Source organism: Neobacillus sp. S1115 (assembly GCF_055385565.1).
Window position 1 is genome coordinate 3,418,114 of sequence record NZ_AP038275.1, and the last position, 25,841, is coordinate 3,443,954.

Consider the following 25,841-nt stretch of genomic DNA (forward strand, 5'->3'; position numbering starts at 1 on the left):
TTCACGATCTAACGAACAGGAGCAAGCTTACACCTATTAGAAAAAATACAATCCATCCTCCATGCATCAATCGAATGGCTTGTTCGATATCAGAGCGCACCAAATTCCTTAAAGGATCTCCCATTTGTGCACGAACTGACTTTCTTCCCCGATAGTAATTGATTCCACCTAGCTGAATTCCGATTAACCCCGCTGCCATTGCCTCTGACCAGCCGCTATTTGGACTGGGGTGTTTCCTTGCATCCCTCCACGTTATGTTCCATCCATTTCTCTTTTTAGATCCTTTTATAAAAAAAGCGGCTAGCCACATCGAAAGGGCTGTTAGTCTCGCAGGAATCCAGTTAACTAGATCGTCAAGCTTGGCTGATGCCCATCCAAATTGCCTGAATCGCTCATCTTTATGTCCAACCATAGAATCTAATGTATTGATGGCGCGGTACACCATAGCAAGCGGTGCTCCCCCAATGATGGCCCAAAATAACGGCGCTGTGATGCCATCGACTGTATTCTCAGCAACAGTTTCAACAGTTCCTCTAACAATTTCACTCTCCGGTAAGCTTTCCGTATCACGACCTACGATCATACTAAGCTTTAATCTTGCTTCTACTAAATTTCCATTCACTAAAGGAACTAGGACTTCTTTTGCAGCAGACGAAAGACCTTTTATCGCAATCGAAGTGGAAATAAGATAGATCTGTACAAAAACACCAACAAATGGATGGATTTGATAGGCAGCAAAGACGAGAAATAAGGAAATGAAAAAAACGAGTAGAACAACTGTTGCGGTAAGGGATATCCCCTTCCAGACTCTGCCTTCGCCACTATTCCAGCTCTTTTCTAACAATGTGATTAATTTTCCCATTAGTACAACAGGATGCGGAAGCCACCTAGGATCACCCATCAACAAATCTAATACAATCGCTGCAAATAAAATCGTGCAGAATATAATGGTTGGCTCATATCCCATTAACATCTTTTCGATTCCTTTTGAAAGTCCGTTATTAGCTTATTAATTCGATCTAACTGGATATTTTCTCTCACAACCTTGGCTAATACATCGAATCCTTCTTCTCTTTTTTGAGAAAAAGAGGCTCGGTTATTGATAGGCTCTAATCCCTTCTTTAACCTTATCTCATTTAGAAAAACCTCACGGAATCGATCATTATGGAAAATACCATGAAAGTAAGTCCCGATAATTTGTTTATCCTTTGTTATCGTTCCTTCCCTTCTGTCAGCTAACTGAACAAAATGGTCACATTCTTCGTCAAAGTACGATTCGCCCATATGAATCTCATAACCCGCAACTGGAATGCATTCTCCGCCAAAACTGGCCATTCCTTCAGAATGAACCGTTGTCTTATGTGTGGTCATGGAGGTTTGCATCGGAAGGAGCCCTAGTCCCTCTACACTTTTATGTGATGATTCAACTTCGTATGGATCTTCGATACGATTTCCCAACATTTGGTACCCACCACAAATGCCAACAATCATCGTATTCTTTTGTGCTAAATCCAAGATCCGATTGGCTAGTCCTGTACTGTGTAAAACCATCATATCCTCAATGGTATTTTTACTCCCAGGCAAAATCAGTAAATCCGGTTCTCCTAAGTCTTCTACAGCTTTTACAAAGCGAACATGACAATCCTTTTCCTCAAAAAAAGGATCGATATCAGTAAAATTAGATATCAATGGATGACGGATGACCGCAATATCAATTTCCTTTGTAGCATCGAGTTTAGAAGTATAGTTGTTTAACACAACTGAATCCTCTGCTTCAATTAGTAGGTTATCGATATAGGGAACAACACCTAAAATCGGAACACCAGTATATTCTTCAAACCAGGTTAATCCCGGCTGCAGTAATGATACATCACCTCTGAATTTATTGATGATGACACCAATGACTCTATTTCGATCTTCCGTTTCTAGCAGCTGCAGGGTTCCTACTAAACTGGCAAATACTCCACCCTTTTCAATATCTCCAACTAAAATCACGGGTGCGTTAGCGATTTTGGCCACCCGCATATTGACAAGCTCCCGATCATTTAAATTAATCTCAGCAGGACTGCCTGCTCCCTCAATAACGATCCGGTCATAACAAACAGACAATTTCTCATATGAATCTCGAATTAATGCTAAGCCTTGTTGAAAAAAGTCCTGGCGATATTCTCCTGCCTTCATATTTTTAAATGGCATTCCATGAACAACAATTTGTGATTCATAGCTACCGCTTGGCTTAATCAAAATAGGATTCATATCCGTTGTTGCAAGAATGCCTGCTGCTTCTGCTTGCACACCCTGTGCACGGCCGATTTCTTTCCCATCAAAGGTAATATAAGAATTTAAAGCCATGTTCTGTGATTTAAAAGGGGCTGTTTTAAAACCATCCTGAACAAATATCCGGCATAAAGCGGTAACTAGCGCACTTTTGCCAGCATCTGAATGAGTACCTTGAATCATTAAAGGAACAGCTTTCCCCATAAGCATTCACTCCTCCATTTTGGGTCTTGCCCTTTAAAATTCAATCCCTTTTACAGCTGGTATGCCCTCATCGTAGTAATGTTTTTCCACTTCAATAACAGAAACTAGATCAGCGATATCTCTAATTTCCTGCTTGGCATCTCTTCCTGTCAAAACGAGATGAACATGGGACGGTCTATTTTTTATTAGATTCATCACTTCATTTAGTGGTAAAACATCTTCAATAGGAAATGTATCAATGGCTAACGCATTGTTTATTTCATCTAAAATCACTAAATCATATTCTCCGCTAATAACTGTTTCCTTTGCCTTTGCCCAACCTGTCCTTAACGCTTCTCTGTGCTCCTCAGGGGTTTTTGTCCATGTGAATCCTCTTCCTAGCTGTTCCATCTCAACCCCAAGCTTACGTAAGGCAATTTGTTCCCCGTACGAACGCTCTGGTGATTTTATAAATTGATAAATCTTTACTTTTAACCCTCTACCAACTGCTCGTACGGTTAAACCTATAGCTGCTGTCGTTTTTCCTTTACCGTGACCTGTGTACACAAGTGTTAAGCCTTGCTTCTTTTTGTTAACTTGTTCCATGTTGGCCTCCTAGTTTTGTTAAGACTTCATTAGTCATTCTTTGAAATTCCAGCCGAGTCAAAGGTTGCCATTTCTTTTAGCATTAATGCAGCCGATTGGATAATCGAATGTGCAATGGCTGCTCCTGTTCCTTCCCCAAGTCTTAGTCCTAAATCAATAATGGGCTTCTTTCCTAATAGTGAAAGGGCGATTTGATGACCAGGTTCAATGGATTGATGCGTGACAATCATATAGTCAGCAACACCTGGAGAGATTGATTTCGCAACTAAAGCTGCAACGGTACAAATAAATCCATCTACAAGAATCGGTACTCTTTTGCTCGCCGCTGCAAGCATTGCACCTGCTATTCCAGCTATCTCTAGTCCTCCTACTTTAGCAATGAGATCGATCGGATCATTTGGATTAGGGTTCCTTCTTTCAAGTGCCTGTTTAATAATTTCGGTTTTATGTAATAAGGTTTCATCTGAAATTCCAGTCCCTTTACCAACTAGTAAAGAAATATCTCTACTGCTTAATACAGCTAAGATTGCACTGCTTGAAGTCGTATTTCCTATACCCATCTCGCCGAGTATGAGACACTGTGCCCCTCTTTTGATGATTTGTAAGCCTTGATGATAGCCTACTTCAATTGCTTGTTCAGCTTCTTCACGGCTCATCGCATCCTCACGATAAAAATTGGCAGTACCATAACGAATCTTTTTATTTATCAGACTCTCATGTTCAATATCGTTTGCTACTCCAATGTCGATTACCTCAAGTAAGGCACCTATTTGTCTACTAAAGACATTGATCGCTGCACCACCGTTTAAAAAATTCCGAACCATTTGCTCTGTCACGGCTTGCGGATAGGCAGAAACACCTTCGTCAGTAATTCCATGATCCGCTGCAAAAACCAGGACTCCAGGTGGTGTCACACTTGGAAATGCTTCATTTTTCATTTCTGCTAGTTCAATCGCCAATTCCTCCAGCCTCCCAAGGCTTCCGATTGGCTTTGTCAACGTATTAATATATTCACTAACCTGTCTTCCCATTTCCTTGTTAACTTTTGGAATTGATTCGAAAAGTTGCTTCATCCTATTCTCCCCTTACTAGCTTTATACTCCAAACATTTTTCAATCCAATTCTCAACCAGCGCTGGATTGGAGCCAAAGTGAAAATGGGTGTAGCCAGCTACTAAATTGTGCTGTAGATATCCTTCCTCGCTTACACCCCGCATCCCTTTCGTTTCATAGGCATGTGGGAGCTTCTCTTCGTTAGGCAAAAAGGAGGAATAATGAAATTCATGCCCTCTTGCTTTTTGGTTTTTTAGAATAAAGTTGTCTTTCAAACCACTAATCTCTCTGTACCCTAAAGCTTGCAAAGATGTTTTCATTTGTACCTTACCTGGGATTACCCCAATCATTTGATACTTCTTCTTTTCCGTCGTTTCGATGGACTCGGTTAAATACATGAACCCGCCACATTCAGCAAGAGTCGGTAATCCTGCTTCAATTGAATTTTTGATAGAATCCATTGTTTTCAGATTACATTCCAGCAAATGAGCGAATTCCTCTGGGAAGCCTCCTCCTATATAAAGGCCATCCACATCTTTTGGCAGTTCTTCATTAGCCAATGGAGAAAAATAAACAATCTCTACACCATTCGCTTCCAACATTTCTAGATTCTCAGGATAATAGAAATTAAAGGCTTCATCCTTTGCAACTGCCATTTTCATGATCTTTTCTTTCTTCTGTTCAAACATGGAGGTTTCTTCACTTACAGTTAGCGGCTCAGCAACAGCTAATTCAAACAGTTTGTCAATATCAATCGTCTCTAAAATCAAGTCTCCTAATTGATCGAAAAATGGAGTAAGTTCTCCTCGTTCAATAGAAGGAATAAGTCCAAGATGTCTTTCTGGAATTTCAATGTCTAGCTCTCGTTTCAAATAGCCGATCACAGGAACATGACATTCTTGTTCAATCGCCTTTTTGACAAGCTGAAAATGACCTTCGCTCCCAACTTTGTTGGCAATTACTGCTGCAATCTTGGGCCCTTCTGCAAACATTTGAAACCCCTTCACGATCGCTGCTGCACTTCGGGCCATACTTTCACAATTAACAACGAGCAATACAGGACTTTTGGTTATGATACTGATCTCTGCCGTACTGCCTTCATTGGTTTCCGGACTTTTCCCATCAAAAAACCCCATCACTCCTTCTATAATCGAAATATCAGCTTCCCGACTTCCATGCGTGAAAATATCCAAAACTCGATCATGGGTAAGCATCCAAGTGTCTAAATTACGAGAAACTCGATTGGTGACAGCTGTATGATAAGAAGGGTCAATATAGTCAGGACCGCATTTAAATCCTTGAACCGTTAGACCGCGCTTTATTAACGCTGCCATTAAACCAATTGTCAGTGTTGTTTTACCAACACCGCTTCCCGTACCTGCAACTACAATTCTATTGATGGACATAGCCATTCCTCCGCTTTCCGCTGATCATATGCGGGAAATAAATTCGGATGAAGCTGGGCACCTAATTTTTGAATACCAAGCAAGAGTCGGGGAGACGGCCTGCAATATAGCGACTCCTCCATCACTAATACCCGATTTTCTTTGATCGCCTTCATCTCTGGCCAATCTGGCCGTTTTTTTAGCAATTCTGGTTTGACTTGTTTTTCCATCACACCAACCCATGCCAGCAATATATAATCAGGATTACGCTTTCGTACATCCTCCCAATCAGTCTTGACACTGGCCCGCTCATCATCTGCGAATACATTGCGCCCGCCAGCCAAATCGCTAATTTCTGTTAACCAATTCGTACCACCCGGAGTAAATACCGGTTTTGGCCACCATTCCCAATACAACAGTGGCCGTTCCTCTATCTTCCGTCCAAATTCCTTTAACTTCTCCAAAAATGTACAGTACTTATGGCAGGCCTCCTGTGCAATCTTGTCTTGTCCCGTTGCATTCCCCAACTCAATCATATTATCCCCGATATCAGATAGGCTCTTTGGATTAAGTGTGATAAAAGGTAATCCCCTCTCCTTTAAGCCGGCAATGTTCTTTTCCATGCCAGGAACCGTCAATGATGCAAGAACTAAATCCGGCTGAAGCGCTTCAACAGCATCCATGTCGATCTCCAAATCGGAACCGAGCCTAGGTAAACCATTTACCTCCACAGGCCAGTCCGAATAGTTATCAACACCGACGATCTTTGATGTCAATCCCATAAACCCAAGAATCTCGGTATTACTTGGGCATAACGATACAATTCTCATCAGAATTTAACCTCTTCTCTTTATTTAAATAGGCAGATTTCGTAAATTTTGTTGTTATTAAGTGAGTTTTAACTCTAAACAGTTCTGATTCCGGAATAAAATTACCCTCTATTAGCGGATTGCGGCGTCCTATTAGCGAATCTTTAGGTTCTATTAGCGAATTTTACTATTTTATTAGCGAATGTCGATGTTCTATTAGCGAATCAAAAAAGCAACCATTTTTTAGAAAAAAACTTTAAATACAACAGCTGCACCAAATCTATTAGAAAAATGATTTTATATTTTCAGCTGTCCGTTATTGCAGGATTACCTTCTTTACCTCTCTTATCTTCATAGGAATTGTACGCTCAGCTATACTTTCTCCTTGAAGGATGATTTGTGGTACACCACAAACGGGGTGCTCCATTACAATTGGTGTAGTACCGTAAACTTGTTGAATCAAATCTGCTCGAATGATATGCTTTGGAGCTCCAGCCGCTACTAGTCTCCCATTATGTAACAGTAGCAAACGATCACAATATAGTGCAGCTAGATTTAAATCATGCAGAACCGCGATTACGGTCATATCATCTTCTTGCTGCCATTCTCGAATCCGATCCATTAAAAGTACTTGATGACCAATATCGAGATAGGTGGTCGGTTCATCAAGCATCAGCAGCTTTGGCTGCTGTGCCATCGTCTTTCCAAGAGCCACTCGCTGCCGCTCCCCGCCGCTTAGGCTTTCTAGGTGGCGATCACTTAACTTAGTTAACCCCATTTTCTCTATAATGGAATCGATTAGTGGTTCAATCTCTGTTTTTTCTTCTCCTAGCCAATTTTGAAAAGGAAACCGGCCCATTTCTATAACCTCTCTTACTGTAAATCCAATTGGAGGTAGAGATTCCTGCTGCAAAACCGCCAACCATTTGGCTAGCTCCTTGCGGGTATATTGTTCAATCAGTTTTCCATTTAATTCAATTTTTCCGGCCGTCGGACTATCCACTCCCGACAATAGCTTTATCAATGTAGACTTGCCGCTTCCGTTTGGTCCAATGATCCCCAGGCATTCTCCACGTTTGACAGAAAAACTAATTTCATCAAGCACAGACTGGTTATCAAAACGTTTACTTAAGCTTTCCACTTCAATAAGCATCCATCAACTTCCCCCTGTCATTTGCTTGCTTCTACGAAGTAAGTACGCAAAGAATGGAGCGCCAAGAAATGCGGTCACAACCCCGAGCGGAATCTCCGTTGGGCTAAGTAATGTACGGGCAAACGTATCTGCCCAAAGGACATATATTGCACCGAAAATCACCGACAACGGCAGTAATAATCGGTAATCCGGCCCAACGATAAGACGCACTAAGTGTGGAACGACAAGTCCGACAAAACCAATCGTTCCTACGATTGACACTGCAGCAGAAGTGATTAAGGTGGAAACGACCAACACAACGAGCCGTGTCCGTTTAATGTTGACACCCAAATGTGCTGCCTGCCGCTCTCCTAATGCAAATAAATTTAATGTACGTCCATATGACATCAACACCACTATCCCAATTGCTAAATAAGGCATGAGTACAAAGGTAAATGACCAACCTCTTAAGGCTAAACTCCCCATCAGCCAAAAGACGATTTCATTCACCACTTGATCGGACAGTGACACCATAAAGGAAACAAGTGACCCAAGAAAAGCAGAAACGACAACCCCAGATAAAATGATGGTTTCTAGTTTAAACTTTCCATGTACATTTGCTAAACGGAGGACAACAAGCAAACTAATCAGCCCTGTCACAAATGCAACCAATGGTATCGTCCAAATACCAAATAAACTAGTATGAAAACCGAATAAAATGATGAAAGCAGCACCTACCGCCGACCCAGATGCTACCCCTAATGTATAGGGATCAGCTAACGGGTTGCGTAACACCCCTTGAAAGCCAGCACCAGCAAGTGATAAGCACGCTCCAACAAGAATGGCAAGAAAAACCCGTGGCAATCGAACTTTTAAGATGATTTGCTCAGCTGATTCAGGCCAGTTGGAATCTATGAGACTATGTAAAAAAGGCAGCTGGTGTAAGAGAATTCCCCAAACTTGCGAAAGCGGCAAATTAGCAGAACCAAGCGATAAACTAATAACCCCTGAGAAAAGAAGGAGAACGAAACCCGCTCCCCCCCATATCGCTAATCTTCTTTTCATTTCTTAAACGATTCCGGATAAATGGCTTCGGCAATTTGCTTCAGTGCATCTGTTATTCTTGGTCCGGGTCTGGACATAATATTTCCTTCGATCCCCGTAAGGCGACCTTCTTGAATGGCTGTAATCTTATCCCAGCCGCTTCTAGATTTAATTAATTCCTCTAACGGTTTGCCAGACTTATCATCAACAACATTTGCGGAATACAGAATGACATCCGGGTTATCCTGAATGATCTTCTCTTCGTTAATTGCATTCCAGCCTTTCATATCTGAGGCAATGTTAACACCGCCAGCCATCGTAATCAGCTCATCCATAAATTCACCCTTGCCAACCGTCCAGCCTGGAGAAAATTCAATATAGACTTTTTTCTTATCTTCTTCCTTAATTTTTGCAGCAGCTTCTGTTACTGTGCGAATATCATCCTTCATTTGTGCCACGAGTTCTTCTGCTTTTTCTTGAGTATCTGTAATGATACCAATTTGGATAATATTATTTAAAATATCCTCCAGCTTTTTCGGCTCAGTTTTATATAACTTAAGGTCTAAACCACGAAATTTCTCAGCAATATCATTTTTCATTGAGATGCCACCGATTACTAAATCCGGATTAGCCGCCATAATGGCTTCCTCATTTGGCTTTGTCACCCCGCCTACTTTTGGCTTTGTCGTTGCTTCTTTAGGGTAATCATCAAAATCAGATACACCGTAAATTTTATCGCCCAGGCCTAGAGCGAAAAGAATTTCTGTCTCCGAAGGAGAGGTGGAAACAATGCGTTCCGGCGCCTTATCAAAAGTTATTTCAGTACCCGTTGCATCCTTCACTGTAAGCGGATAAACGGTTGCTTTGTCTGTTACCTCCTTCGTTGCTGTTTCGGATTTTCGGTTTTTATCTGCACCTGAAGATTCTTTTGTTGTCCCACATGCGCTGATCGTCACCATCATTAATACAGTCAAAATTAATGCCAAAAACTTTCTCATTACTCAATTCTCTTCCCTTCGTTAATAGTTCGAGATGAGCTTGATATCTTGAAGTCTTTCCCATAACAACGAAAAAGCCCTGCTTCCATTCGGAAACAGGGCGCGCGAAAATCAGAAAAAATAAACATATTTATACTGATTATGCCGATCCTTTTCCGCGAAGGATTTCGTTGGCAAGCTTAATAGGCAGGTTTCCTGGCTTACGGGTAACATGACTTCCTCTCCTTCCCATTCCTTAACTGGAACAGTGGTACTGCGAGGTTATCCCCGAATAACAGTGGCGGGACCGCGCCGGATTCACACCGGCTTCCCTTTTAACCTTATCCAATGATAAGGCACCTACTAGCTATGTCAGATTCAATTGGTCAAGCAAATTACTCAACTAGTATTATAGCAAATACTTCATGATTAGCAAATATTTGGTTTAGGGATAAAGGAAAAGACCATGCTTACTAATTAAGAAAGGGGGGCATATTTACTTCCTTCTATCATCGATTTAGGAAAAGATATTCCTCATTAAATTAACATAATATAATTATTGATTTAGGAAATAACGACAAACTGAGTCCAGTAAGCTGAACTCAGTTTGTCGTGTCTATCTAATGATTAGTTTGTGAGGACATAATCGTTAAATTCTTTAACATCTTCCGTTAACACGTCTGATTGCAGCAAGGTGCCGCAGGAAGGACAAATTGCTTCGTGTAGTTCAGCCTTCCCAGATTCCCTGGGCTGGACATAAATCCCCAGTTCAGACATTGTTTCCACTAAATCAGCTTTTCGCTGTACGGCTCCTTCCTTCCAGTTCATATTGCTTTCGGACAGTTCATGATCGCAGAAGTTACAAGAAACTAATTTTTTGCCTGCTTTATTGACAAATTTTAACGGAACCTTTAATTTCTCCTGTTCAGAGACCTCAACTTCAGGATTTCGGCCGATCCGGTCACGACGAATGGAGCGGCGTTTTTCATGGCTTGCCTCTAAGTCAACTCTTCGTTCAGATGCATTCCAGATTACTCCATACGCTTTTTCAGCCAGATCAGGGGTAATATATCCATCCTGTAAATCTTTTTCCACCTTTTCAATCGGACGCAATAACGGATCTCCGATTCCGGCCCCACCGCCTGTCACTTGCTTAAACACTGCCTTTGGACCAAGAGGCATTCCGGCAATATGGTTGGGAAGGGTCGTATAATTGGTAAGCTCATTAGGAATTGGCAGACGTCCATGTTCGGCAATGAACTGGTTGATATCAAATTCATCAATCTTATTAAAGGAACTCGTTCCACCCGGGTATCCGCCCAGAGTGCCATGTGCAGGCATTTCGGCACAGGCGTTTTCAATGGTACCGAGTAATCCTTGATTGTTGTACGGCATCCAGGCATAATCCATTCCCTGACCGCCGCGATGATATCCGGGACCTCCGGAATTCACGTTAATTTTTCGGTAAAAATAAAACATCGGGTACAGCCCTTCATTTGTTTCCACATCAGGAATTCCATTATTCTGCTGCATTTCAAATGCGCCAATATCCAGTCCATCGCAGGTAGCCTGGGCACCCACACCGCCAGAACCGCAATCAAATGCAGGAAACGCTGTATACTGGCCATATTGATCCAACCCGACCCAAGAATTCCCCGGCCAATTGTTGTGACCAATCGCAGCAACCCGGTTCCTCAGCCAAGGATTTTCGCTGAGCTGCAACGCTTTAAAAATTCCCTCGTAAAAAGCTTTACCCGCTTTTCCTGTTGTTTCCATGTGCCCGCACGAAACAGGAGCCGGGATCACAGGGTTTACAATCGTTCCAGGCGGTCCGAGTTCAATTGTGAGCGGTCGCAACATTCCTGCATTGACCGGAATATCACAGCCAATGGTCATCGCAATGACGCCATACAAACCTCCATAAATAGCACCTGGTCCCGCATTGATAAACCCATCTGCCTGTGGGGAGGATCCACTTAAATCAACATGGAGGTGATCTTCTTCCACTGTTAATTTACATTCCACCGGATAGAGATTATCCGCTCCATGGCCATCGTACTCCACCCATTCTTTTGTGTGATAAACTCCATTTGGAATATCCCGGATGCGTTTGCGAATCGTTTGTTCGGCTAAATCCTTGTTAATTTCACAATACCGCTTGTAATCCTCTAAACCGTATTTATCGATCAGCGCATTAACCCTTCGTTCGGCGGTAATATTGGCGGCGATTAAACTTTTCACATCATTAATGACAGGGATTGGAAGGCGAACATTGTTCATCAGGATCCTTTGGATATCCCGATTCATTCTTCCTCTTTCCATAATCCGAACAGCAGGGAAGCTGATCGCTTCACTATATACATCATAAGCTGCAGGCGCCCAGCCACCTGGCGACATTCCGCCAACATCGAGAACGTGAGCGTTAGAAAATGACCATCCGACCAATTCATCCTGATAAAAAATCGGTGAGATAATCCCAACATCCCCTTGGTGAATAGCCCCGGCGGAATAAACATCATTACAAATAAAGGCGTCCCCCGGATGAATATCCTCGAGCTCATATTCCCTTAAGACGGCTTGTACGCCAATTAACGAAGAACCAATATGGGCTACAACGTAACCGGAAAAAGCAATATGTTCACCATTCACATCAAAGACAGCTGTGGAAAAATCCTGCGCCTCCGTTAAGACTGGAGAACCGGAAGTCCGCAATAGTGTGGTAGCCATCTCTTCCACAACACTTTTCAACCGTGATTGAATCACCTGGGCGGTAAATGCATCAAACTCTTTTTGTGGTTGGACTTTTTCCATTGCCATATTATTTGCCTCCTTGACCTTCGGTAACTAACGTTTTTTGTTCGTTCTCCACAGTTTCAAGTGTCAGACAATAGTTGCCATATTGATCCACCCTGATGTAGGCATCCTCAGGTATATAAATGGTGGTATCTTTTGCTTCAATGACCGCGGGGCCATTGACCTCCATTCCAGTATTTAAAAGTTCAGCCTTATAGATGGAAACTACTTTTGTCTGCCGTTCCTGAGGCAAGTAAACTTCCCTTTCGGCTGTCTTGGCAGAACCTGTGATGGAATGGCTTCGGCTAAAGGTTTGTAACGATGGCTTTTGAATGGTTCCGATTCCGGTAACCCTAACATTTAATAGAATCGTTAAGTGATCGGCCCCATCCCATGATGTTCCAGTACCGTACAATCTTTCGTATTCTTCGGAGAAGGCTTTTGCTAATACAGCGCGATCGTCTTCGGTCAAGGACCGTTTTGGAAGCGGAATCGTCAACTCGAAGGCTTGAGTTCCAAATTTAAAGTCGCCTTCCCAAACAATCCTGATATCATTTTCATTAAAACCATTATCCGCCAAATCCTTCTGGGCAAGGGCGGTTAATTCAGTTAATTTATCATTCAATGCATTGACATCACCATTTGCCAAATTCCAATTCACGGTTTGGACATAGCTTCTGCTATAATCAGACCAAAGTAAGCCGTATGCCGAGAAAACCGAAGCATTATTTGGGATAATCACATTTTTGATGCCAAGCTCCTGAGCAATAGCTGCAATATACAATGCCGATGCCCCGCCGTAAGAAATCATCGTAAATTCACGAGGGTCATGACCTTTTTCAATGGAAACGGCTCGAACCGCATTGCTCATGTTCGCGATGACTAGATCAAATAGACCCGCTGCAGCTTCCACGGTTGGAATACCAAGCGGCCGGGCGATTTTTTCATCAATCGCTTTAATGGCTGCCGCTTTATTTAATTTAACGGACCCGCCTAGAAAATAGTCCGGGTCAATAAAATTGAGGGCAACGGCAATATCCGTTACAGTTGGTTCTGTTCCGCCGCGGTTATAACAGGCTGGTCCCGGTTGTGAGCCTGCACTCTTTGGCCCAACTTGCGGGAGTCCCTGCTCATTTAGCCAAGCAACGCTTCCCCCGCCAGCCCCGATCGCATTGATATCAACAAGCGATAGGCCTGTATCAAGACGATTGACACGGGCACGGTGAATATGGGTAATTTCATTGTTTACAATGACCGATGTATCAAAGCTTGTGCCGCCCATATCGGCCGTAATGATGTTTTTCAATTGAAGTGCTTTTCCAAGACTGTTGGCTGCAACCACTCCGCCAACAGGGCCGGAATTTAATAGGCTGATAGGCTTTTCACTGGCTTCGCTTGTTGTGGTAATTCCTCCGGTAGATTGGATCATTCCTACAGGAACTCTCAATCCCCTTTCTGCAAGCCGTTTTTCTAAGCTTGTCAGATATTCACGGGCCCCTCTAGATGTAAACGCATTCAAAGTAGTGGTTACCATTCGTTCATATTCCCGGGACACAGGGTAAATATCGGAAGAAACTGAAACAAATAAATCCGGGTACATCTCATGAATGATTGATTTCACTCGTTGTTCATGACCTGGATTGCGGAAAGACCATAAGAAACAAACCGCAATGGCTTCAATGCCTTTTTCCTCAACCAAATAACGGATTTGCTGCCGTGCCTGGTCCTCGTTTAATGGAACAACCGCTTTACCGGAGTAATCAACCCTCTCCCAAACCTCTGCAATACAATCTCGTTGAACAAGCTCTGGAGGAGGCACTTGTGTTTGTAAATCGAATTCATTCGTCCGTGCAGAACGGGCGATGCGCAATGTATCTTTAAATCCTTGTGTCGTAAGCAGGCCTACCTTCATGCCCTTTAATTCGGCAAGCGCATTTGTCACAATGGTCGTCCCATTCACAAACACTTTCGTTTGCCGGAGGAGCTCGGAAACACTTATGTGCAATTCTTCATTGCATATGCGTTCTAATGCATGAATGATTCCTTCAGGGTAATCGTCCGGTGTGGTAAATGCTTTTGATCGAAAAACTTTCCCCTCTTCGTTCACAACAACTAAATCGGTAAATGTTCCCCCAATATCGACGCCGATACTAAATTGATGGTTAGCCATTAGTGATTCTCCTTTGCACATTTTTAGGACTGCTATTTTACAAAGATTTTAGATAAACATAAAAGATATATTCCGCTAGATTGAAACTCCCGCTCCCACCTCCTTAAATGTTCAACTCTCATAATTGCCCCCTTATTTATAATCAGTATTGATTTAATAGATTATCGTCATTTCCATATTAATCTGTTTTCTGATGCCATAACATTTGTTATGCAAGGAAGGATCTCTTTCTTAAATACCTGGAAGATGGCTTGAAAGGTATAGTACTTATCGTGCATTCACTCATCTCAATATCCAATCGTTTCTGCATCAAATGTCGCATCAAAGTCAATCTAAATCCTTGTCTACCCTTCCTTAGGTCAGTGGATTTTTCGTTATCAAAAAGATGGACGGCAGATTGAGACAGAATTAAAAACCGCACATGATGCAGAACTTTAATTTCCGCCAGTTTTCGGTTGATAAACCTATTCCCATCAATTGGAACGTCAATTACACGATCAATTCCACTTCTTTAAAAATCAGATTATGTAAGGATATTAAAGGATCTACAAATTGCTTTGGAATCTCTTTCTATTGCCGGTTTAAATATGCTTTTGCTTTTCTGGAGGTGGGAATTTTTGAAATGCTTAGAGGTTAAAGAGGTTTTATTTTTAAATGAACGTTCATTTTTTAACTTTCACTCACTTTACCATTTTAATTACAATATTCTGAAAAGTCAATATTATCTAGAATCATTTCACTGAAAACTTTTCTACAAAATTACTTAATTTATTTAATATTAGACCAAACAAAATGCTGCCAAATTAATAATAGAATAGAAGTATTACCCTTTAGAATATGAGCAAATAACCCCAGGCCAAAATCACATATAATGATGATTATTCGGCTTTTTTTAAGTATTGGTTCATATGCTTTAAACTATTAATAAATCCAAGCAAAATAAAAGGCTGCCTAGTATTTCTAGACAGCCTTATGACATTCTTTGGTACATCCCTTTTTCCTTTTTATGAAGCTGGTTCAACTTTTGTTGCTTGATAGCCTGAGCCATTCCATTGCAGATACACACGATATTTTGGCGAGCCTTGTGCTTTTGCTGATATCGTCCCGACTGAGCCGCCTGGGTTGCTTTTGTCGCTCCCTAAAAACCACACAGTCATATTGCTTTGATCTATTCCAGTAGCAGAAGAGATTGTTTGCAGCATCTGCTGCCAATCTTGAGAACTTGAATCATAGTTTGTAACATGCTGCTGATCCGTTTGTGCCGGTGTTTCCGGTGCAGGTGATGTTGTTGAATTTACCTGTGAGCTATCCGATGAAGATGAGGATGCATTGCCTGCTGCTGGATCACTATTCGTTTGATCACTTTGGGTTTGATCCTCAGACGATGATTCGTCATTTGTTTGATCACTTGATGAACTCTTTTTCTCTGCTGGCTCATCCTTCTTTATATTTTGAACTGATTGTTTTTCGGCTGAAGCTTGAACACTTTTTTGAGATGCTGCCTTGTCATCTCCACCCGAAAAAATCGAATAAGATACAAATGCAATAAGTATAAGGACAATTACAATTGAACCGTTTAAAATGATATTGATTTTTTTCTTCTTTGCTCTGTGCGTTGCACGTGAGTTGTCTAGAAAATTTTTCAAAATAACCACTCTCCCAAAACTGAGACTCTCAACATTCTACCATGTGTGGGGAATAACTTGAAGTATTCTATCACCATATTCCACATTTTGGTACCTTTTCTCTATTTTCTGATACCTTTCATGAAGCTTTTTAACTATTTCGGAAAGCAACTATATGCCCCTTTTTCGTTACCAGTCACATTTCAACTTTATTGTTTCCTAACTTTTAAGTACTATGATTCTATCCAATCCTAATGGGAGCCTCCACCCCCCATTTAAAACAATTGGAGTAATTCCAAGCTCCTTTGCTTTAAAAGAGCTTCGAAATTAATTATTATATCAAAATAAGATATAATGAAAAAAAATACTTGAGGTGATTTTCATTGGATTATGATTCACAGTCAGATCAACAAGTAGAAAAAGAGAATGAAGAAGAATATATAGAAAGAGATTACCCGACGAGGCAAGCTCTCAAAAGGGAACGAGAAAAAAAGGAACATAATAAATTGTCTATGGGGAAGAACAAAAAAGCCAATGATAATGGCTTTGCAGGAGTATCCTCGATATTCAAGTTCTTTTCGACAAATAAGAAAAAGAAAGTAAAGATGTTCTGGATAAAACTAGTCTGTAAGATTTTAGTTGTAGCGGCTGTTTTTTTCGACATCAACTTCATTCTGAACTTTATGAAAGATCCTATTAGTAATTTTCCGCATACATTATCTGTAGTTGGAATGTGTGCAGGAATTAACTTTATTGCCGTTTGGATTCTGTTTTATAAAAATTCATTGATAAGGTTTTATCTCTCCCTATTTGCAATAGTAGGATCATTTGCGTATTACATCTATGTAAATTATACGAATCTTTCCTTTTTGGGTGTTAACACCATAGCTTCAGTGCTTGTTATTATTTCGTTATTAATGGTCATAAATCCAAAAATAAATTATTATTTGAAAAACATCTTGTTACTGGTTATACCTGTCTTAGGAATCTATTTTAGTGGTAATAAATTCGCACTTGTATGGACTCTAATGTTTAATGCCGGATTGATATTATTATTTAGAATGCCTAAATCATCTAAAAAAGAGGAAGATAGAATAAAAAGAAATATAAAGCAATCAGCTTAATAGAAAAATATATATTTTGGATGAAAATAGGCCGAAAATATACATTTAGTGTAAAACACTTGTATATTTTCGGCCTATTAAAAATTTCAAATATGTAAGACATATGTTTAGTCAAAAACAACCTTCTTAAGTATTTTTATAATAGAATCAATTTTTCACACCTTTAACAGTTGTTTATCCAATTCACGTACTTGATCATATGCTTTTAATAGATGTACCGGTACCAGTGTTCTTCCATGTACCCAAGCATTTTCTTCGACTTCTGCTAAAAGCAGTTTCTTTTCTTCTTCTTTGCCATAATAGAGAGTCTTTAAAACTCGAGGATTTTTCCTGAATTCCAAATAATAACCTAGCTGATGATAAAGAATAATTTTGGTAAAGTTTTCATCTGATTCTCTCACTTTAAAGTTAATTTTAGCGTTATATCCGTTAATTTGTAGATAGTTAAACTTTATCGTATTTGTCGATACGTTATAACTCATTGGTGCATTGAGTTTGTTGGTGAATTCAACATTTATTTTTAGTTTAAGCTCTTTTAATGTATTTGTAATGATCTTCTCAATATCCCACATATAAAGCATATGATTTTTCCTTTCTCAAAAAAACATTTTCAACTATATTAGTTCTTCGTATGTAATAAACAAAGCAACTATTAAATTGGCATGTTGAAGTTGTTTTAACAATATAATACGCCTGCATAATGTAACAAGAGTCATTTTTCATAATTTTTGTTATGGACTATACTCCCTTTTATTAATAAGGTACATAAAAAAAAAGACCGTTCTTCATGTTAACGGGTTCTCTTTTGAGGTTCAAAAAAATTTCACAATACATGTTCAACGTGAATTCAGACATGAATTCACGTTTTAAAAGTAAGAGAATTTCTTTGTAACGAGAAATGCTTTTTATTTTTGTAAAAATAAAGGGATATTTCAATACAACAATAATATAATAAAAAACAATATTAATTTATTGTAAAACGATAAACTACATGATAAAATCATGTTGTCATTAAATAAGTGAGGTGTTTTAAATGAATGTTAAACGAGGGTCAACCACTTTCTTAAAGGTAATTATTTTTCTGGCTGGAATTGCAGTTCTTGCTTTTTGTATATTTTTAGTGCCCCTTTTTGCGAATTTCGCAGCAAAATTGTATCCAAATATTGCCCCGATGAAATATCTCGTTTTCATCGTGATGTATGGAGCGGCTGTGCCTTTTTACTTTGCTCTCTATCAGGCTTTCAATCTTTTACGGTACATTGACCAAAACACAGCGTTCTCGGAATTATCTGTAAAGGCATTAAAGAACATAAAGTACTGTGCGATTACAATCAGTGGTTTGTATGTATTAGGTTTGCCATTCTTTCATTTTATAGCGAAGAAAGTTGACCCTCCTATTGGATTAATGGGACTCATCATCATTTTTGCTTCGATGGTTATAGCCGTTTTTGCTGCTATCCTCCAACGACTTCTAGAAGAAGCGATTAACATAAAATCAGAAAATGATTTGACAATCTGAGGTGGATGATATGGCAATTATTATTAATCTTGATGTAATGTTAGCAAAACGAAAAATGAGCGTTACGGAGCTTTCGGAAAGGGTTGGAATTACGATGGCGAATCTTTCCATTCTGAAAAATGGGAAAGCAAAAGCGGTTCGCTTTTCAACATTAGAAGCGATATGTAAGACTTTGGATTGTCAGCCAGGTGATATTTTGGAATACAAAAGCGACGATGACACTCAATAAAATTAGACAACAAATTTATTTAACTTTCGGGAGTCGATAGAGAATTTAAGGGATAGCGACTAAGCTATCCCTTCTTTGTATATATTGATGTATTAATGCATCGAGAATATCCTTCCCGTATTCATTTTATTATGCTTTCTTTTTTCGAGAGGACATGGAAGTTTTCTTACGATTGCTATTTCCCCCTTTCCCCCTAAATTCCATATTCCCTTTAGTGTTTTTCCTTGATTTCTCTTGGACTTTTGTTTTAGGCTTACTGGCATATCGCGGTGCCTCGGAAGTTAGCTGAACGGGAACATCCCTCTGTTCCTTTGACAACAATTTCAAGGCAACTGAAACTAACGCGATAGAATCGTACTGATCGAGCAATTCGCCTGCTGCGCGTTTAAACTGTGTGTACTGCTCCTCTTCAACCAATTGAATCATCTTTTCTACTGCGGCTTGCTGTATTGACTCCCTTGCCTCCGCTACCGTCGGTATTGATTTGCGCTGGATATTTCCTTTAGAGGCTTTTTCAATACTGCGGATCTGTCCGGTTTCCCTCGGTGTAGCAAATGTAATAGCTAACCCCGTCTTACCAGCTCTCCCCGTTCTGCCGATTCGGTGAACATAACTTTCCGGGTCTTGAGGAATGTCAAAATTGTAGACGTGGGTAACCCCTGAAACATCAATTCCCCTCGCAGCCACATCGGTCGCAACTAATATATCAATGTTACCCTCACGAAATTTATTCATCACAACATCTCGTTGTCGTTGATTTAAATCTCCGTGCAATCCATCAGCAAGATATCCTCTTTTATTCAATGCATCACTTAATTCATCCACACGTCTTTTTGTTCTTCCAAAAATAACCGCTAATTCAGGGTTATCCACGTCTAGCAGACGGCAAAGAACATCAAATTTATCCCGTTCATTAACCTCATAATAAATTTGCTTAACAGTTGGAGCGGTAACTTCCTTGGCTTTCATCTTTATGAGCTCTGGATCCCTCATAAACCTTTCCGCAAGATTTTGAATCGGTTTTGGCATGGTTGCGGAGAACAGCAAGGTTTGTTTTTCTTCAGGGGTCTCTTTGAGAATTCGTTCGATATCCTCGAGAAAGCCCATATCTAACATTTCATCAGCTTCATCCAATACCACCATAGAGATGCGGTCTAACTTTAGCGTCTTCCGTTGAATGTGGTCCAAAAGTCTTCCGGGTGTTCCCGTAATAATGTGGGGTCCCTTTTTTAATGCCTTAATTTGGCGATCTATCGACTGCCCTCCATAAATCGGGAGAGAGGTTATGCCCATGTATTTCGCCAGTCGATTGATCTCTTCTGAAACCTGAATAGCTAATTCTCTTGTCGGTGCAATGGCAATCGCCTGAACATATTTTTTACTCGTATCCACTTTCTCCAAGATCGGTATGGCGAAGGCAGCCGTCTTTCCGGTACCTGTTTGCGCTTGTCCAATAATGTCCTTACCCGTCAAAGCTATGGGAATGGCTTTCTCTTGAATAGGAGATGCTTCTTCGAATCCCATATCTGTAATCGCTCTTTGAATGGGCTCACGAATACCCATTTCCTGAAATGTTGTCATATCAAAACTCCTTTGAAAAATAAATAACAGACTCATAAAGAGGCTGTTATTTATTCGTTCTTTTTATTATTAAGCTTTGTGAACGTTTGAAGCTTGTGGTCCACGTTGACCTTGCTCTACGTCAAATGTAACTTCTTGACCTTCTTCTAATGATTTATAGCCTTCACCTTGAATAGCTGAGAAATGAACAAATACGTCTTCTCCACCTTCACGTTCGATGAATCCAAAACCTTTTTCGCTGTTAAACCATTTTACTTTACCTTTTTCCAATATTGCTGCCTCCTATTGTGTAAATATGATTATATTATTACCTAGAAAGATGAAAGTTTATTCAGTATATTATTTAATATGAAGCCATCCAAGAAGGGAAGTTTAAGGAACAAATGCTGATTTTCGTAACACATGGCACATCTTAAATTGGGATAACCCTTAAACCTATATTTGCTGTATTAATGACTTACTTGCCCGGAAAACAGGAACTTTGCCTGCTTGAATGATCGATTCTTCCCCCGTTTTAGGGTCGATACGAGTACGAGCTTCACGTTGACAAACTTCAAATTTACCAAACCCTGAAAGCGCAAAAGAATCTCCGCTAACTAGTGATTGTGTGATTAAATCGAATACAGCCTCCACAGCTGTTTCTGCATCTTTCCTAGACAGCTCTGATTTCGCTGAAACTTCATTTATTAATTTTGTTTTGTTCAAAAGTAATCCCTCCATTTTGTCAAAAACCTGCTTTCCTGACTCTAAAACAATGAAAGCCCTACCTCTCTTTCATCCTTACGGCTCCTTGACCGTGCCAGTATGAATCAGGATTGTAAACTCAAAAAATTACTTAATTAACTCATTCAGAAAATATCGATTTGTGCGGAAAAAATAAGAAATAATCGATTATGAGGAAATAAAGAGGCGCATTAAAAATATGTGCAACTGGATAACGATGGAAAAACAAACTTAAGAAACTAATCATTTAATATTTGTTACCTTTATTAGGATACCACATTCTGTCTTATTTATCAAAAATTTTATAATATCATTAGTATTCGCTTTGTGTCAATGATTTTTGCCCAGTTACGTATCGTATGACGATGCAGGAACGGGTCGTCACTTTCTACACATAAAAGAAGAATTTCATCCACTTTACTCACATATGATGAATAGGTAATTTTACATAACAAAAATATGGGGGAATAGGATGAAAGTATTCAATAAAGTGATTGTCGTAACAGGTGCTGGTGGTGGGATTGGGAGAGAGCTCGTCCTCCAACTCCTGGAAAAAGGAGCTAAAGTAGCTGCCATCATTCACAAAAACGGGCTAGAGGAAATAAAATCATTCGCTACTGTATACGGCGATAAGATTTCGATACACATGGCTGATGTAGCTAACAGAGATGATGTGGAAAAGCTTCCAGAAGAGATCAACGCGTCTCACGGCTGCATAGATGGAATCATTAATAATGCGGGAATTCTTCAACAGTTTCGGACCGTCAATAATCTTGATTATGAACAAATTCAAAAAGTAATGGATGTCAACTTTTACGGAACGCTCTATATGTGCAAATCGTTCTTGCCATACCTTTTAATTCGACCAGAAGCGCACATTACCAATGTATCGAGCATGGGTGGATTTCTTCCGGTACCACTTCAATCGATTTACTCCGCTTCAAAAGCAGCGGTCAAAATGTTAACGGAAGGCCTGCATTTAGAGCTTAGAGATACCAATGTAGGCGTAACCATCGTCTTTCCGGGTGCAGTCGACACCAACCTAGTCCAAAATGCGAAAATAGAATTCGAAGGAACTGACAACCATTCCTATAAGATGATCAGTCCAAATGAAGCGGCTGCGATCATTATTAAAGGGATGGAAAATAATAAATACCGAGTATTAGCCGGAAACGATGCAAAAATCATGGACTTCCTATATCGTTTACATCCAAAAAAAGCAACCGACCTCATTTTAAAAAAAATCAAAACACCTGACAAAAAAGAATGACCTCTTAAATTAAGTAGTTTCGATAAATGTGGAGAAAACTTAAAATCGCATTCCAAATAACATACGTGTAGAATAAATAGCAAGTGTATTAGCAATACAATTAACACACAAAAAAGCTTGGTATATCCCAAGCTTTCTGTTTTGTATGAGTTGTTTTTTCTTCAATTAAAACACCAGTTAATTGAATAAGTTGATTTATTATTTCTTACCTACAACTGCAACGGTATGATATTCTCTTGAATTCGGACCTTTTATTAATTCTACATCAACAAACCCTTTACTTATTAATAAAGGAATTACTTTTTCTTCTATTAAATTTCGTATTCCTTCCCATTCTTCGCCATTTTTCCCATCGCTAAGAGTAAGAATAAAGTTTCCACTTGGACTAAGAACTCTATATATTTCTGATATTGTTTCAGACAAGTCTTCCCAAAAATAAATAGAATGTATGCTAAATACTTTGTCGAATACTTCATCTTCGAAAGGTAATTCCTTAACGGTTCCTTGAACAATTTTTACTTTCCCTTTATTTATTCCTTTTTTATTTCTTATCGTGGCTGACCTGATTACAGTAGGAGAAATGTCCAATCCAACTACTTTATCTACTTGTTTTTGTTCTATAATAAGTTTCATTGCATATCCTGAACCACATCCAAGTTCCAATATACTATCGATCTGTTTAACATTTAGTAATTCAATAGTCCACAAAGTTTCTGGTTTGTGTTGGCGAACCATCTTTTCGCCAATGTAAGTTCCAATAAGCCCTTTTGGTTTGGCATACTGGTTATCAATAAATTTCTTAACGTTATCAATAAAACGCATTAATTTATCTTCCACCTTTGATTTATTTGGACATTATTATATAAATGATTTCCATAACGTACCTGTATTCCCTTCTTCAACTATCGGGCAGTTGAAGAACTGAATTCTCATAATCTTTAAGTATATTTCACCATATAATGTTATAAATCCTTGAGTTTTCTGAAACAGATTGAAATCGCATCAAATAACAAGTAAAATAGCACCCTAATTCACACGATGACAATATCTATTGTCAAGATGTTATTTGGAGTGCTATTTGCTATGATATTTTGTTGTTATTATCTTATAAAACGTTGTAAATCAATGAAAACATTCCTGCGATTTACTTGCAAAAAAGGTATGCTTTTTTAATTTTATTTGTTCTGGTCTTGGTAATATAAATAGTTACATATTGTCACATCAAGATTTTTTATTCTTTCTCCCTTTAGAAGCAACCATATCTCGTCATCAGCCATGACTCCATGTGTTTAACGTACAATGGCCCAACGATTAAACAATTAGCCTTATTCACAAGCAATTGTTCGATCAAACAACAGACGGTTACCTTAAAGGGAGCGACTTAGAGCAATATTATCAATTACAGATACTGCGGAATCGAGCTGTGACTTCCTAGCAGTCCTGATTATCTATTCTTTTCCACTAATTTCAATACTTCTTCTTTGCTCAGGCCTGTCACTTTTATAACAATTTCAAGACCAATGCCTTCGTGTAACATTTTTTTCGCTGTTTCAATCTTTTCTTCTTTTCTGCCTTCTTCTCTCCCCTCTTCTTTCCCAATTTTTTTATAGTACTTAGCGAAAGATGTGTCATCCAATGTAAGCGACATGATTATTTCCCCCTCATCCAAAAATACAGATATTTCTTCTAATAATTGTTCCGTATCCTTTTCAGGAAGCTCAATCAAATGGTCAATAAAAATAAGCAAAGGACGAATTTTTTCCTTAGTAATCCGATTATCCGTAAGCAATAATTTAAATAAAATGGTTTTAAAATACTTTTGATCCTGTTTTCTAGATTTTAACATATATAATCCTGCAAGGACAGCTAAGGCAAAAGGGTTCTGGGATTGAAGTAATTCTTGCTCCTCTTGTTCCAAAATTTTGTATGTATTAAATGTGTAGACTAATTTCGTACCAAAAAAAGAATATTGATAAGTGTTTGGTTTAAAATCTTCACTTGCATCAGTATAAAGTGCTATCGTGTATAGTTGTTGTTGGTAGCGGTCCATAACTCGATAAAAATATTGAAACATCCGCTTGGCAAAATTGTGTTCTGAAGTGCCCTGAACCTCAATATGAACAAGAATCCATTGTTCTACACCACTTTTTAAATTAACTCTAACTAATTTATCAGCTCTGCGATTTTTCGAATCTGCTTTAGGGAAGATCTTGTGAAGTTCTTGTTCAAGGGAAATAGGAGGCTTTGAAAAATCAATTTGTTCAAATAAATCAGGGGCAAAAAATAAAAGAAATTCTTCAAACAGTTCAGTAATTATTTCCTTCCATAAACGGTCGTAATCTGCCATTAATGACACTCCTTTATTCTAGATATTAATAAGCATCTATTCGTTAAAGGGGGCATCGTTATATTCCTCTTTGAATTGCTCATATGATAAATGAAACTTTTCCGGGATCTGTCCAAAAATAATATTAAATTTACCAGCTTGATAAAGAACAAGGTAGCTCTTTTTACGTTTTAATTTTTTACTTTTAAATAGTTCGCTGTATCTAGTTATCTCTTTGACAGTTAATGGTCTATTCAACAGCGTTTCTCTCACTCTTCCATTTTTTCTTGCAATAACAAGCACTCCATATCCCCTAAATTCTATTTCATTATGATAATATTTTCCTTCTTTTGCATCGTATTTTATTTCTCTTGTCAAATTGTAGCCGCAGCAGTCACAGTAAACAAATTTTTCATCATTCAATTCATCATAATCTTCAACTGCCGCTCTCCCACATTGGGGACAAGCCTTGTGTATAAGAAAATCCATTGATCATCACCCTTTTTATAGTTTTATTTAATAAGAAATCCTTCCAAGAAACTAATAAAACATAATGGTTAATGGAAATAACTAATAGCTAATATAATAAAATGTACATAGAAAAAGAATTTTTGGAATAATTGACCATTCAGAAGAAAAGACAGAATCAAAAGAGGATTGAGTGGTTATAAAAATTGAAGTACGTTGTTAAAAGGAATGTTAAAGATAAAGATATTTTAACATTTTATTATGAAATTATTAGATTTAATTGATAATATCCACAAAATTGTCAATAACTGTCGAAGAGAATTGGCTTGACATATTTTTCGATAGTAAGGTGTCCATCTATCAATAGCCGGTTCCCTCAAAAAGGAATCGGCTAGGTGGCAATTCCTTAGACTCAAAAAGCTTCTAGTAATCAATATTTCTACGTAATTAAAGAAATGCGGCAAGAAGAAAATGTAACTATTAAAGGCCCAGAGTCTTATGCTCTGAGCCTTCTGATATTACGCTTTTTTATTTGGCTCTGTTATTAT

23 protein-coding genes and 1 riboswitch are annotated in these 25,841 nt (G+C 39.1%); of the genes, 4 read left to right on the top strand and 19 right to left on the bottom strand.

Annotated features, from left to right (window positions below; translation table 11 throughout):
- Nucleotide 1 precedes the first annotated feature (1 nt).
- The 12 genes from cbiB to ACZ5B7_RS16605 all read right to left on the bottom strand — a co-directional run bounded on the left by cbiB (nucleotide 2) and on the right by ACZ5B7_RS16605 (nucleotide 16,074).
- Nucleotides 2–973: an adenosylcobinamide-phosphate synthase CbiB gene (gene cbiB / locus ACZ5B7_RS16550; protein WP_464490157.1), complete on the bottom strand. Its 972-nt coding sequence runs from the start codon at nucleotides 971–973 to the stop codon at nucleotides 2–4.
- A complete protein-coding gene (locus tag ACZ5B7_RS16555; protein ID WP_464490158.1) occupies nucleotides 967–2,481 on the bottom strand; it encodes a cobyric acid synthase in 1,515 nt (504 codons plus the stop codon). The genes cbiB and ACZ5B7_RS16555 overlap by 7 nt, the downstream gene beginning before the upstream one ends.
- 33 nt (nucleotides 2,482–2,514) lie before the next feature.
- Nucleotides 2,515–3,066, bottom strand: coding sequence for a cob(I)yrinic acid a,c-diamide adenosyltransferase (cobO, locus tag ACZ5B7_RS16560; protein ID WP_464490159.1), 552 nt, complete (start codon nucleotides 3,064–3,066; stop codon nucleotides 2,515–2,517).
- 29 nt (nucleotides 3,067–3,095) lie between these two features.
- The gene (gene cobT, locus ACZ5B7_RS16565) at nucleotides 3,096–4,139 is read right to left on the bottom strand and encodes a nicotinate-nucleotide--dimethylbenzimidazole phosphoribosyltransferase (protein ID WP_464490160.1); all 1,044 of its coding nucleotides are present in this window, start codon (nucleotides 4,137–4,139) and stop codon (nucleotides 3,096–3,098) included.
- Nucleotides 4,136–5,524 carry a cobyrinate a,c-diamide synthase gene (locus tag ACZ5B7_RS16570; protein WP_464490161.1) on the bottom strand — a complete coding sequence of 463 codons (1,389 nt, stop codon included), beginning with the start codon at nucleotides 5,522–5,524 and terminating at the stop codon, nucleotides 4,136–4,138. The genes cobT and ACZ5B7_RS16570 overlap by 4 nt, the downstream gene beginning before the upstream one ends.
- Complete coding sequence (locus tag ACZ5B7_RS16575; RefSeq protein WP_464490162.1) at nucleotides 5,503–6,333, bottom strand: cobalamin-binding protein; 831 nt, start codon at nucleotides 6,331–6,333, stop codon at nucleotides 5,503–5,505. The genes ACZ5B7_RS16570 and ACZ5B7_RS16575 overlap by 22 nt, the downstream gene beginning before the upstream one ends.
- Before the next feature lie 295 nt (nucleotides 6,334–6,628).
- Complete coding sequence (locus ACZ5B7_RS16580) at nucleotides 6,629–7,465, bottom strand: heme ABC transporter ATP-binding protein (protein WP_464490163.1); 837 nt, start codon at nucleotides 7,463–7,465, stop codon at nucleotides 6,629–6,631.
- Between the two features lie 3 nt (nucleotides 7,466–7,468).
- The gene (locus ACZ5B7_RS16585; RefSeq protein WP_464490164.1) at nucleotides 7,469–8,509 is read right to left on the bottom strand and encodes a FecCD family ABC transporter permease; all 1,041 of its coding nucleotides are present in this window, start codon (nucleotides 8,507–8,509) and stop codon (nucleotides 7,469–7,471) included.
- Nucleotides 8,506–9,486 (bottom strand): ABC transporter substrate-binding protein, encoded by a 981-nt coding sequence (locus tag ACZ5B7_RS16590; RefSeq protein ID WP_464490165.1) that lies wholly within the window; start codon nucleotides 9,484–9,486, stop codon nucleotides 8,506–8,508. Before ACZ5B7_RS16590 ends, ACZ5B7_RS16585 begins: the two co-directional genes overlap by 4 nt.
- Nucleotides 9,487–9,654: 168 nt before the next feature.
- A riboswitch (cobalamin riboswitch) is annotated at nucleotides 9,655–9,844 on the bottom strand.
- Nucleotides 9,845–10,092: 248 nt separating this feature from the next.
- Nucleotides 10,093–12,282, bottom strand: a complete 2,190-nt coding sequence (locus ACZ5B7_RS16595) for a hydantoinase B/oxoprolinase family protein (protein WP_423798118.1) — start codon at nucleotides 12,280–12,282, stop codon at nucleotides 10,093–10,095.
- A 1-nt stretch (nucleotide 12,283) separates the two neighbouring features.
- Complete coding sequence (locus ACZ5B7_RS16600) at nucleotides 12,284–14,428, bottom strand: hydantoinase/oxoprolinase family protein (protein ID WP_464490166.1); 2,145 nt, start codon at nucleotides 14,426–14,428, stop codon at nucleotides 12,284–12,286.
- Nucleotides 14,429–15,432: 1,004 nt separating this feature from the next.
- Nucleotides 15,433–16,074, bottom strand: a complete 642-nt coding sequence (locus tag ACZ5B7_RS16605) for a DUF1510 family protein (RefSeq protein ID WP_464490167.1) — start codon at nucleotides 16,072–16,074, stop codon at nucleotides 15,433–15,435.
- A gap of 362 nt (nucleotides 16,075–16,436) precedes the next feature.
- Here ACZ5B7_RS16605 and ACZ5B7_RS16610 point away from each other — a divergent pair, with 362 nt between their 5' ends.
- The gene (locus ACZ5B7_RS16610) at nucleotides 16,437–17,177 is read left to right on the top strand and encodes a hypothetical protein (protein WP_464490168.1); all 741 of its coding nucleotides are present in this window, start codon (nucleotides 16,437–16,439) and stop codon (nucleotides 17,175–17,177) included.
- Between the two features lie 155 nt (nucleotides 17,178–17,332).
- On the opposite strand, the gene ACZ5B7_RS16615 is transcribed toward ACZ5B7_RS16610, so the two are convergent.
- Nucleotides 17,333–17,758, bottom strand: coding sequence for a hypothetical protein (locus tag ACZ5B7_RS16615; protein WP_464490169.1), 426 nt, complete (start codon nucleotides 17,756–17,758; stop codon nucleotides 17,333–17,335).
- Between the two features lie 452 nt (nucleotides 17,759–18,210).
- Here ACZ5B7_RS16615 and ACZ5B7_RS16620 point away from each other — a divergent pair, with 452 nt between their 5' ends.
- Both ACZ5B7_RS16620 and ACZ5B7_RS16625 read left to right on the top strand, forming a co-directional pair.
- Nucleotides 18,211–18,696: a DUF2975 domain-containing protein gene (locus ACZ5B7_RS16620; protein ID WP_464490170.1), complete on the top strand. Its 486-nt coding sequence runs from the start codon at nucleotides 18,211–18,213 to the stop codon at nucleotides 18,694–18,696.
- Nucleotides 18,697–18,706: 10 nt separating this feature from the next.
- Nucleotides 18,707–18,925 carry a helix-turn-helix domain-containing protein gene (locus ACZ5B7_RS16625; RefSeq protein ID WP_464490171.1) on the top strand — a complete coding sequence of 73 codons (219 nt, stop codon included), beginning with the start codon at nucleotides 18,707–18,709 and terminating at the stop codon, nucleotides 18,923–18,925.
- Nucleotides 18,926–19,054: 129 nt separating this feature from the next.
- Here the strand turns inward: ACZ5B7_RS16625 and ACZ5B7_RS16630 are convergent, their stop codons facing one another.
- The 3 genes from ACZ5B7_RS16630 to ACZ5B7_RS16640 form a co-directional block, all read right to left on the bottom strand.
- A complete protein-coding gene (locus ACZ5B7_RS16630) occupies nucleotides 19,055–20,506 on the bottom strand; it encodes a DEAD/DEAH box helicase (RefSeq protein ID WP_464490172.1) in 1,452 nt (483 codons plus the stop codon).
- A 69-nt stretch (nucleotides 20,507–20,575) separates the two neighbouring features.
- Nucleotides 20,576–20,776 carry a cold-shock protein gene (locus ACZ5B7_RS16635; protein ID WP_213145849.1) on the bottom strand — a complete coding sequence of 67 codons (201 nt, stop codon included), beginning with the start codon at nucleotides 20,774–20,776 and terminating at the stop codon, nucleotides 20,576–20,578.
- A 165-nt stretch (nucleotides 20,777–20,941) separates the two neighbouring features.
- Nucleotides 20,942–21,211 carry an HU family DNA-binding protein gene (locus tag ACZ5B7_RS16640; RefSeq protein ID WP_464490173.1) on the bottom strand — a complete coding sequence of 90 codons (270 nt, stop codon included), beginning with the start codon at nucleotides 21,209–21,211 and terminating at the stop codon, nucleotides 20,942–20,944.
- A gap of 490 nt (nucleotides 21,212–21,701) precedes the next feature.
- Here ACZ5B7_RS16640 and ACZ5B7_RS16645 point away from each other — a divergent pair, with 490 nt between their 5' ends.
- Nucleotides 21,702–22,499 (top strand): SDR family NAD(P)-dependent oxidoreductase, encoded by a 798-nt coding sequence (locus ACZ5B7_RS16645; RefSeq protein ID WP_464490174.1) that lies wholly within the window; start codon nucleotides 21,702–21,704, stop codon nucleotides 22,497–22,499.
- A 198-nt stretch (nucleotides 22,500–22,697) separates the two neighbouring features.
- Here ACZ5B7_RS16645 and ACZ5B7_RS16650 read toward each other — a convergent pair whose 3' ends face one another.
- The 3 genes from ACZ5B7_RS16650 to ACZ5B7_RS16660 form a co-directional block, all read right to left on the bottom strand.
- Entirely contained in the window at nucleotides 22,698–23,321 is a 624-nt protein-coding gene (locus tag ACZ5B7_RS16650; protein WP_464490175.1) for a class I SAM-dependent methyltransferase, read from the bottom strand.
- A 622-nt stretch (nucleotides 23,322–23,943) separates the two neighbouring features.
- Nucleotides 23,944–24,846 carry an Rpn family recombination-promoting nuclease/putative transposase gene (locus tag ACZ5B7_RS16655; RefSeq protein ID WP_464490176.1) on the bottom strand — a complete coding sequence of 301 codons (903 nt, stop codon included), beginning with the start codon at nucleotides 24,844–24,846 and terminating at the stop codon, nucleotides 23,944–23,946.
- Nucleotides 24,847–24,882: 36 nt separating this feature from the next.
- Nucleotides 24,883–25,314: a hypothetical protein gene (locus ACZ5B7_RS16660; RefSeq protein WP_464490177.1), complete on the bottom strand. Its 432-nt coding sequence runs from the start codon at nucleotides 25,312–25,314 to the stop codon at nucleotides 24,883–24,885.
- Nucleotides 25,315–25,841: the final 527 nt, after the last annotated feature.

What these genes read in the sequence shown, in the direction of transcription:
- ACZ5B7_RS16630 (WP_464490172.1), bottom strand. Translation starts at nt 20,506, where the DNA reads ATGACAACATTTCAGGAAATGGGTATTCGTGAGCCCATTCAAAGAGCG.
- ACZ5B7_RS16655 (WP_464490176.1), bottom strand. Translation starts at nt 24,846, where the DNA reads ATGGCAGATTACGACCGTTTATGGAAGGAAATAATTACTGAACTGTTT.
- ACZ5B7_RS16590 (WP_464490165.1), bottom strand. Translation starts at nt 9,486, where the DNA reads ATGAGAAAGTTTTTGGCATTAATTTTGACTGTATTAATGATGGTGACG.
- ACZ5B7_RS16645 (WP_464490174.1), top strand. Translation starts at nt 21,702, where the DNA reads ATGAAAGTATTCAATAAAGTGATTGTCGTAACAGGTGCTGGTGGTGGG.
- cobO (WP_464490159.1), bottom strand. Translation starts at nt 3,066, where the DNA reads ATGGAACAAGTTAACAAAAAGAAGCAAGGCTTAACACTTGTGTACACA.
- ACZ5B7_RS16650 (WP_464490175.1), bottom strand. Translation starts at nt 23,321, where the DNA reads ATGCGTTTTATTGATAACGTTAAGAAATTTATTGATAACCAGTATGCC.
- ACZ5B7_RS16570 (WP_464490161.1), bottom strand. Translation starts at nt 5,524, where the DNA reads ATGTCCATCAATAGAATTGTAGTTGCAGGTACGGGAAGCGGTGTTGGT.
- ACZ5B7_RS16660 (WP_464490177.1), bottom strand. Translation starts at nt 25,314, where the DNA reads ATGGATTTTCTTATACACAAGGCTTGTCCCCAATGTGGGAGAGCGGCA.
- ACZ5B7_RS16585 (WP_464490164.1), bottom strand. Translation starts at nt 8,509, where the DNA reads ATGAAAAGAAGATTAGCGATATGGGGGGGAGCGGGTTTCGTTCTCCTT.
- ACZ5B7_RS16595 (WP_423798118.1), bottom strand. Translation starts at nt 12,282, where the DNA reads ATGGCAATGGAAAAAGTCCAACCACAAAAAGAGTTTGATGCATTTACC.
- ACZ5B7_RS16555 (WP_464490158.1), bottom strand. Translation starts at nt 2,481, where the DNA reads ATGGGGAAAGCTGTTCCTTTAATGATTCAAGGTACTCATTCAGATGCT.
- ACZ5B7_RS16620 (WP_464490170.1), top strand. Translation starts at nt 18,211, where the DNA reads ATGAATGTTAAACGAGGGTCAACCACTTTCTTAAAGGTAATTATTTTT.
- ACZ5B7_RS16615 (WP_464490169.1), bottom strand. Translation starts at nt 17,758, where the DNA reads ATGCTTTATATGTGGGATATTGAGAAGATCATTACAAATACATTAAAA.
- cobT (WP_464490160.1), bottom strand. Translation starts at nt 4,139, where the DNA reads ATGAAGCAACTTTTCGAATCAATTCCAAAAGTTAACAAGGAAATGGGA.
- cbiB (WP_464490157.1), bottom strand. Translation starts at nt 973, where the DNA reads ATGTTAATGGGATATGAGCCAACCATTATATTCTGCACGATTTTATTT.
- ACZ5B7_RS16625 (WP_464490171.1), top strand. Translation starts at nt 18,707, where the DNA reads ATGGCAATTATTATTAATCTTGATGTAATGTTAGCAAAACGAAAAATG.
- ACZ5B7_RS16600 (WP_464490166.1), bottom strand. Translation starts at nt 14,428, where the DNA reads ATGGCTAACCATCAATTTAGTATCGGCGTCGATATTGGGGGAACATTT.
- ACZ5B7_RS16580 (WP_464490163.1), bottom strand. Translation starts at nt 7,465, where the DNA reads ATGCTTATTGAAGTGGAAAGCTTAAGTAAACGTTTTGATAACCAGTCT.
- ACZ5B7_RS16575 (WP_464490162.1), bottom strand. Translation starts at nt 6,333, where the DNA reads ATGAGAATTGTATCGTTATGCCCAAGTAATACCGAGATTCTTGGGTTT.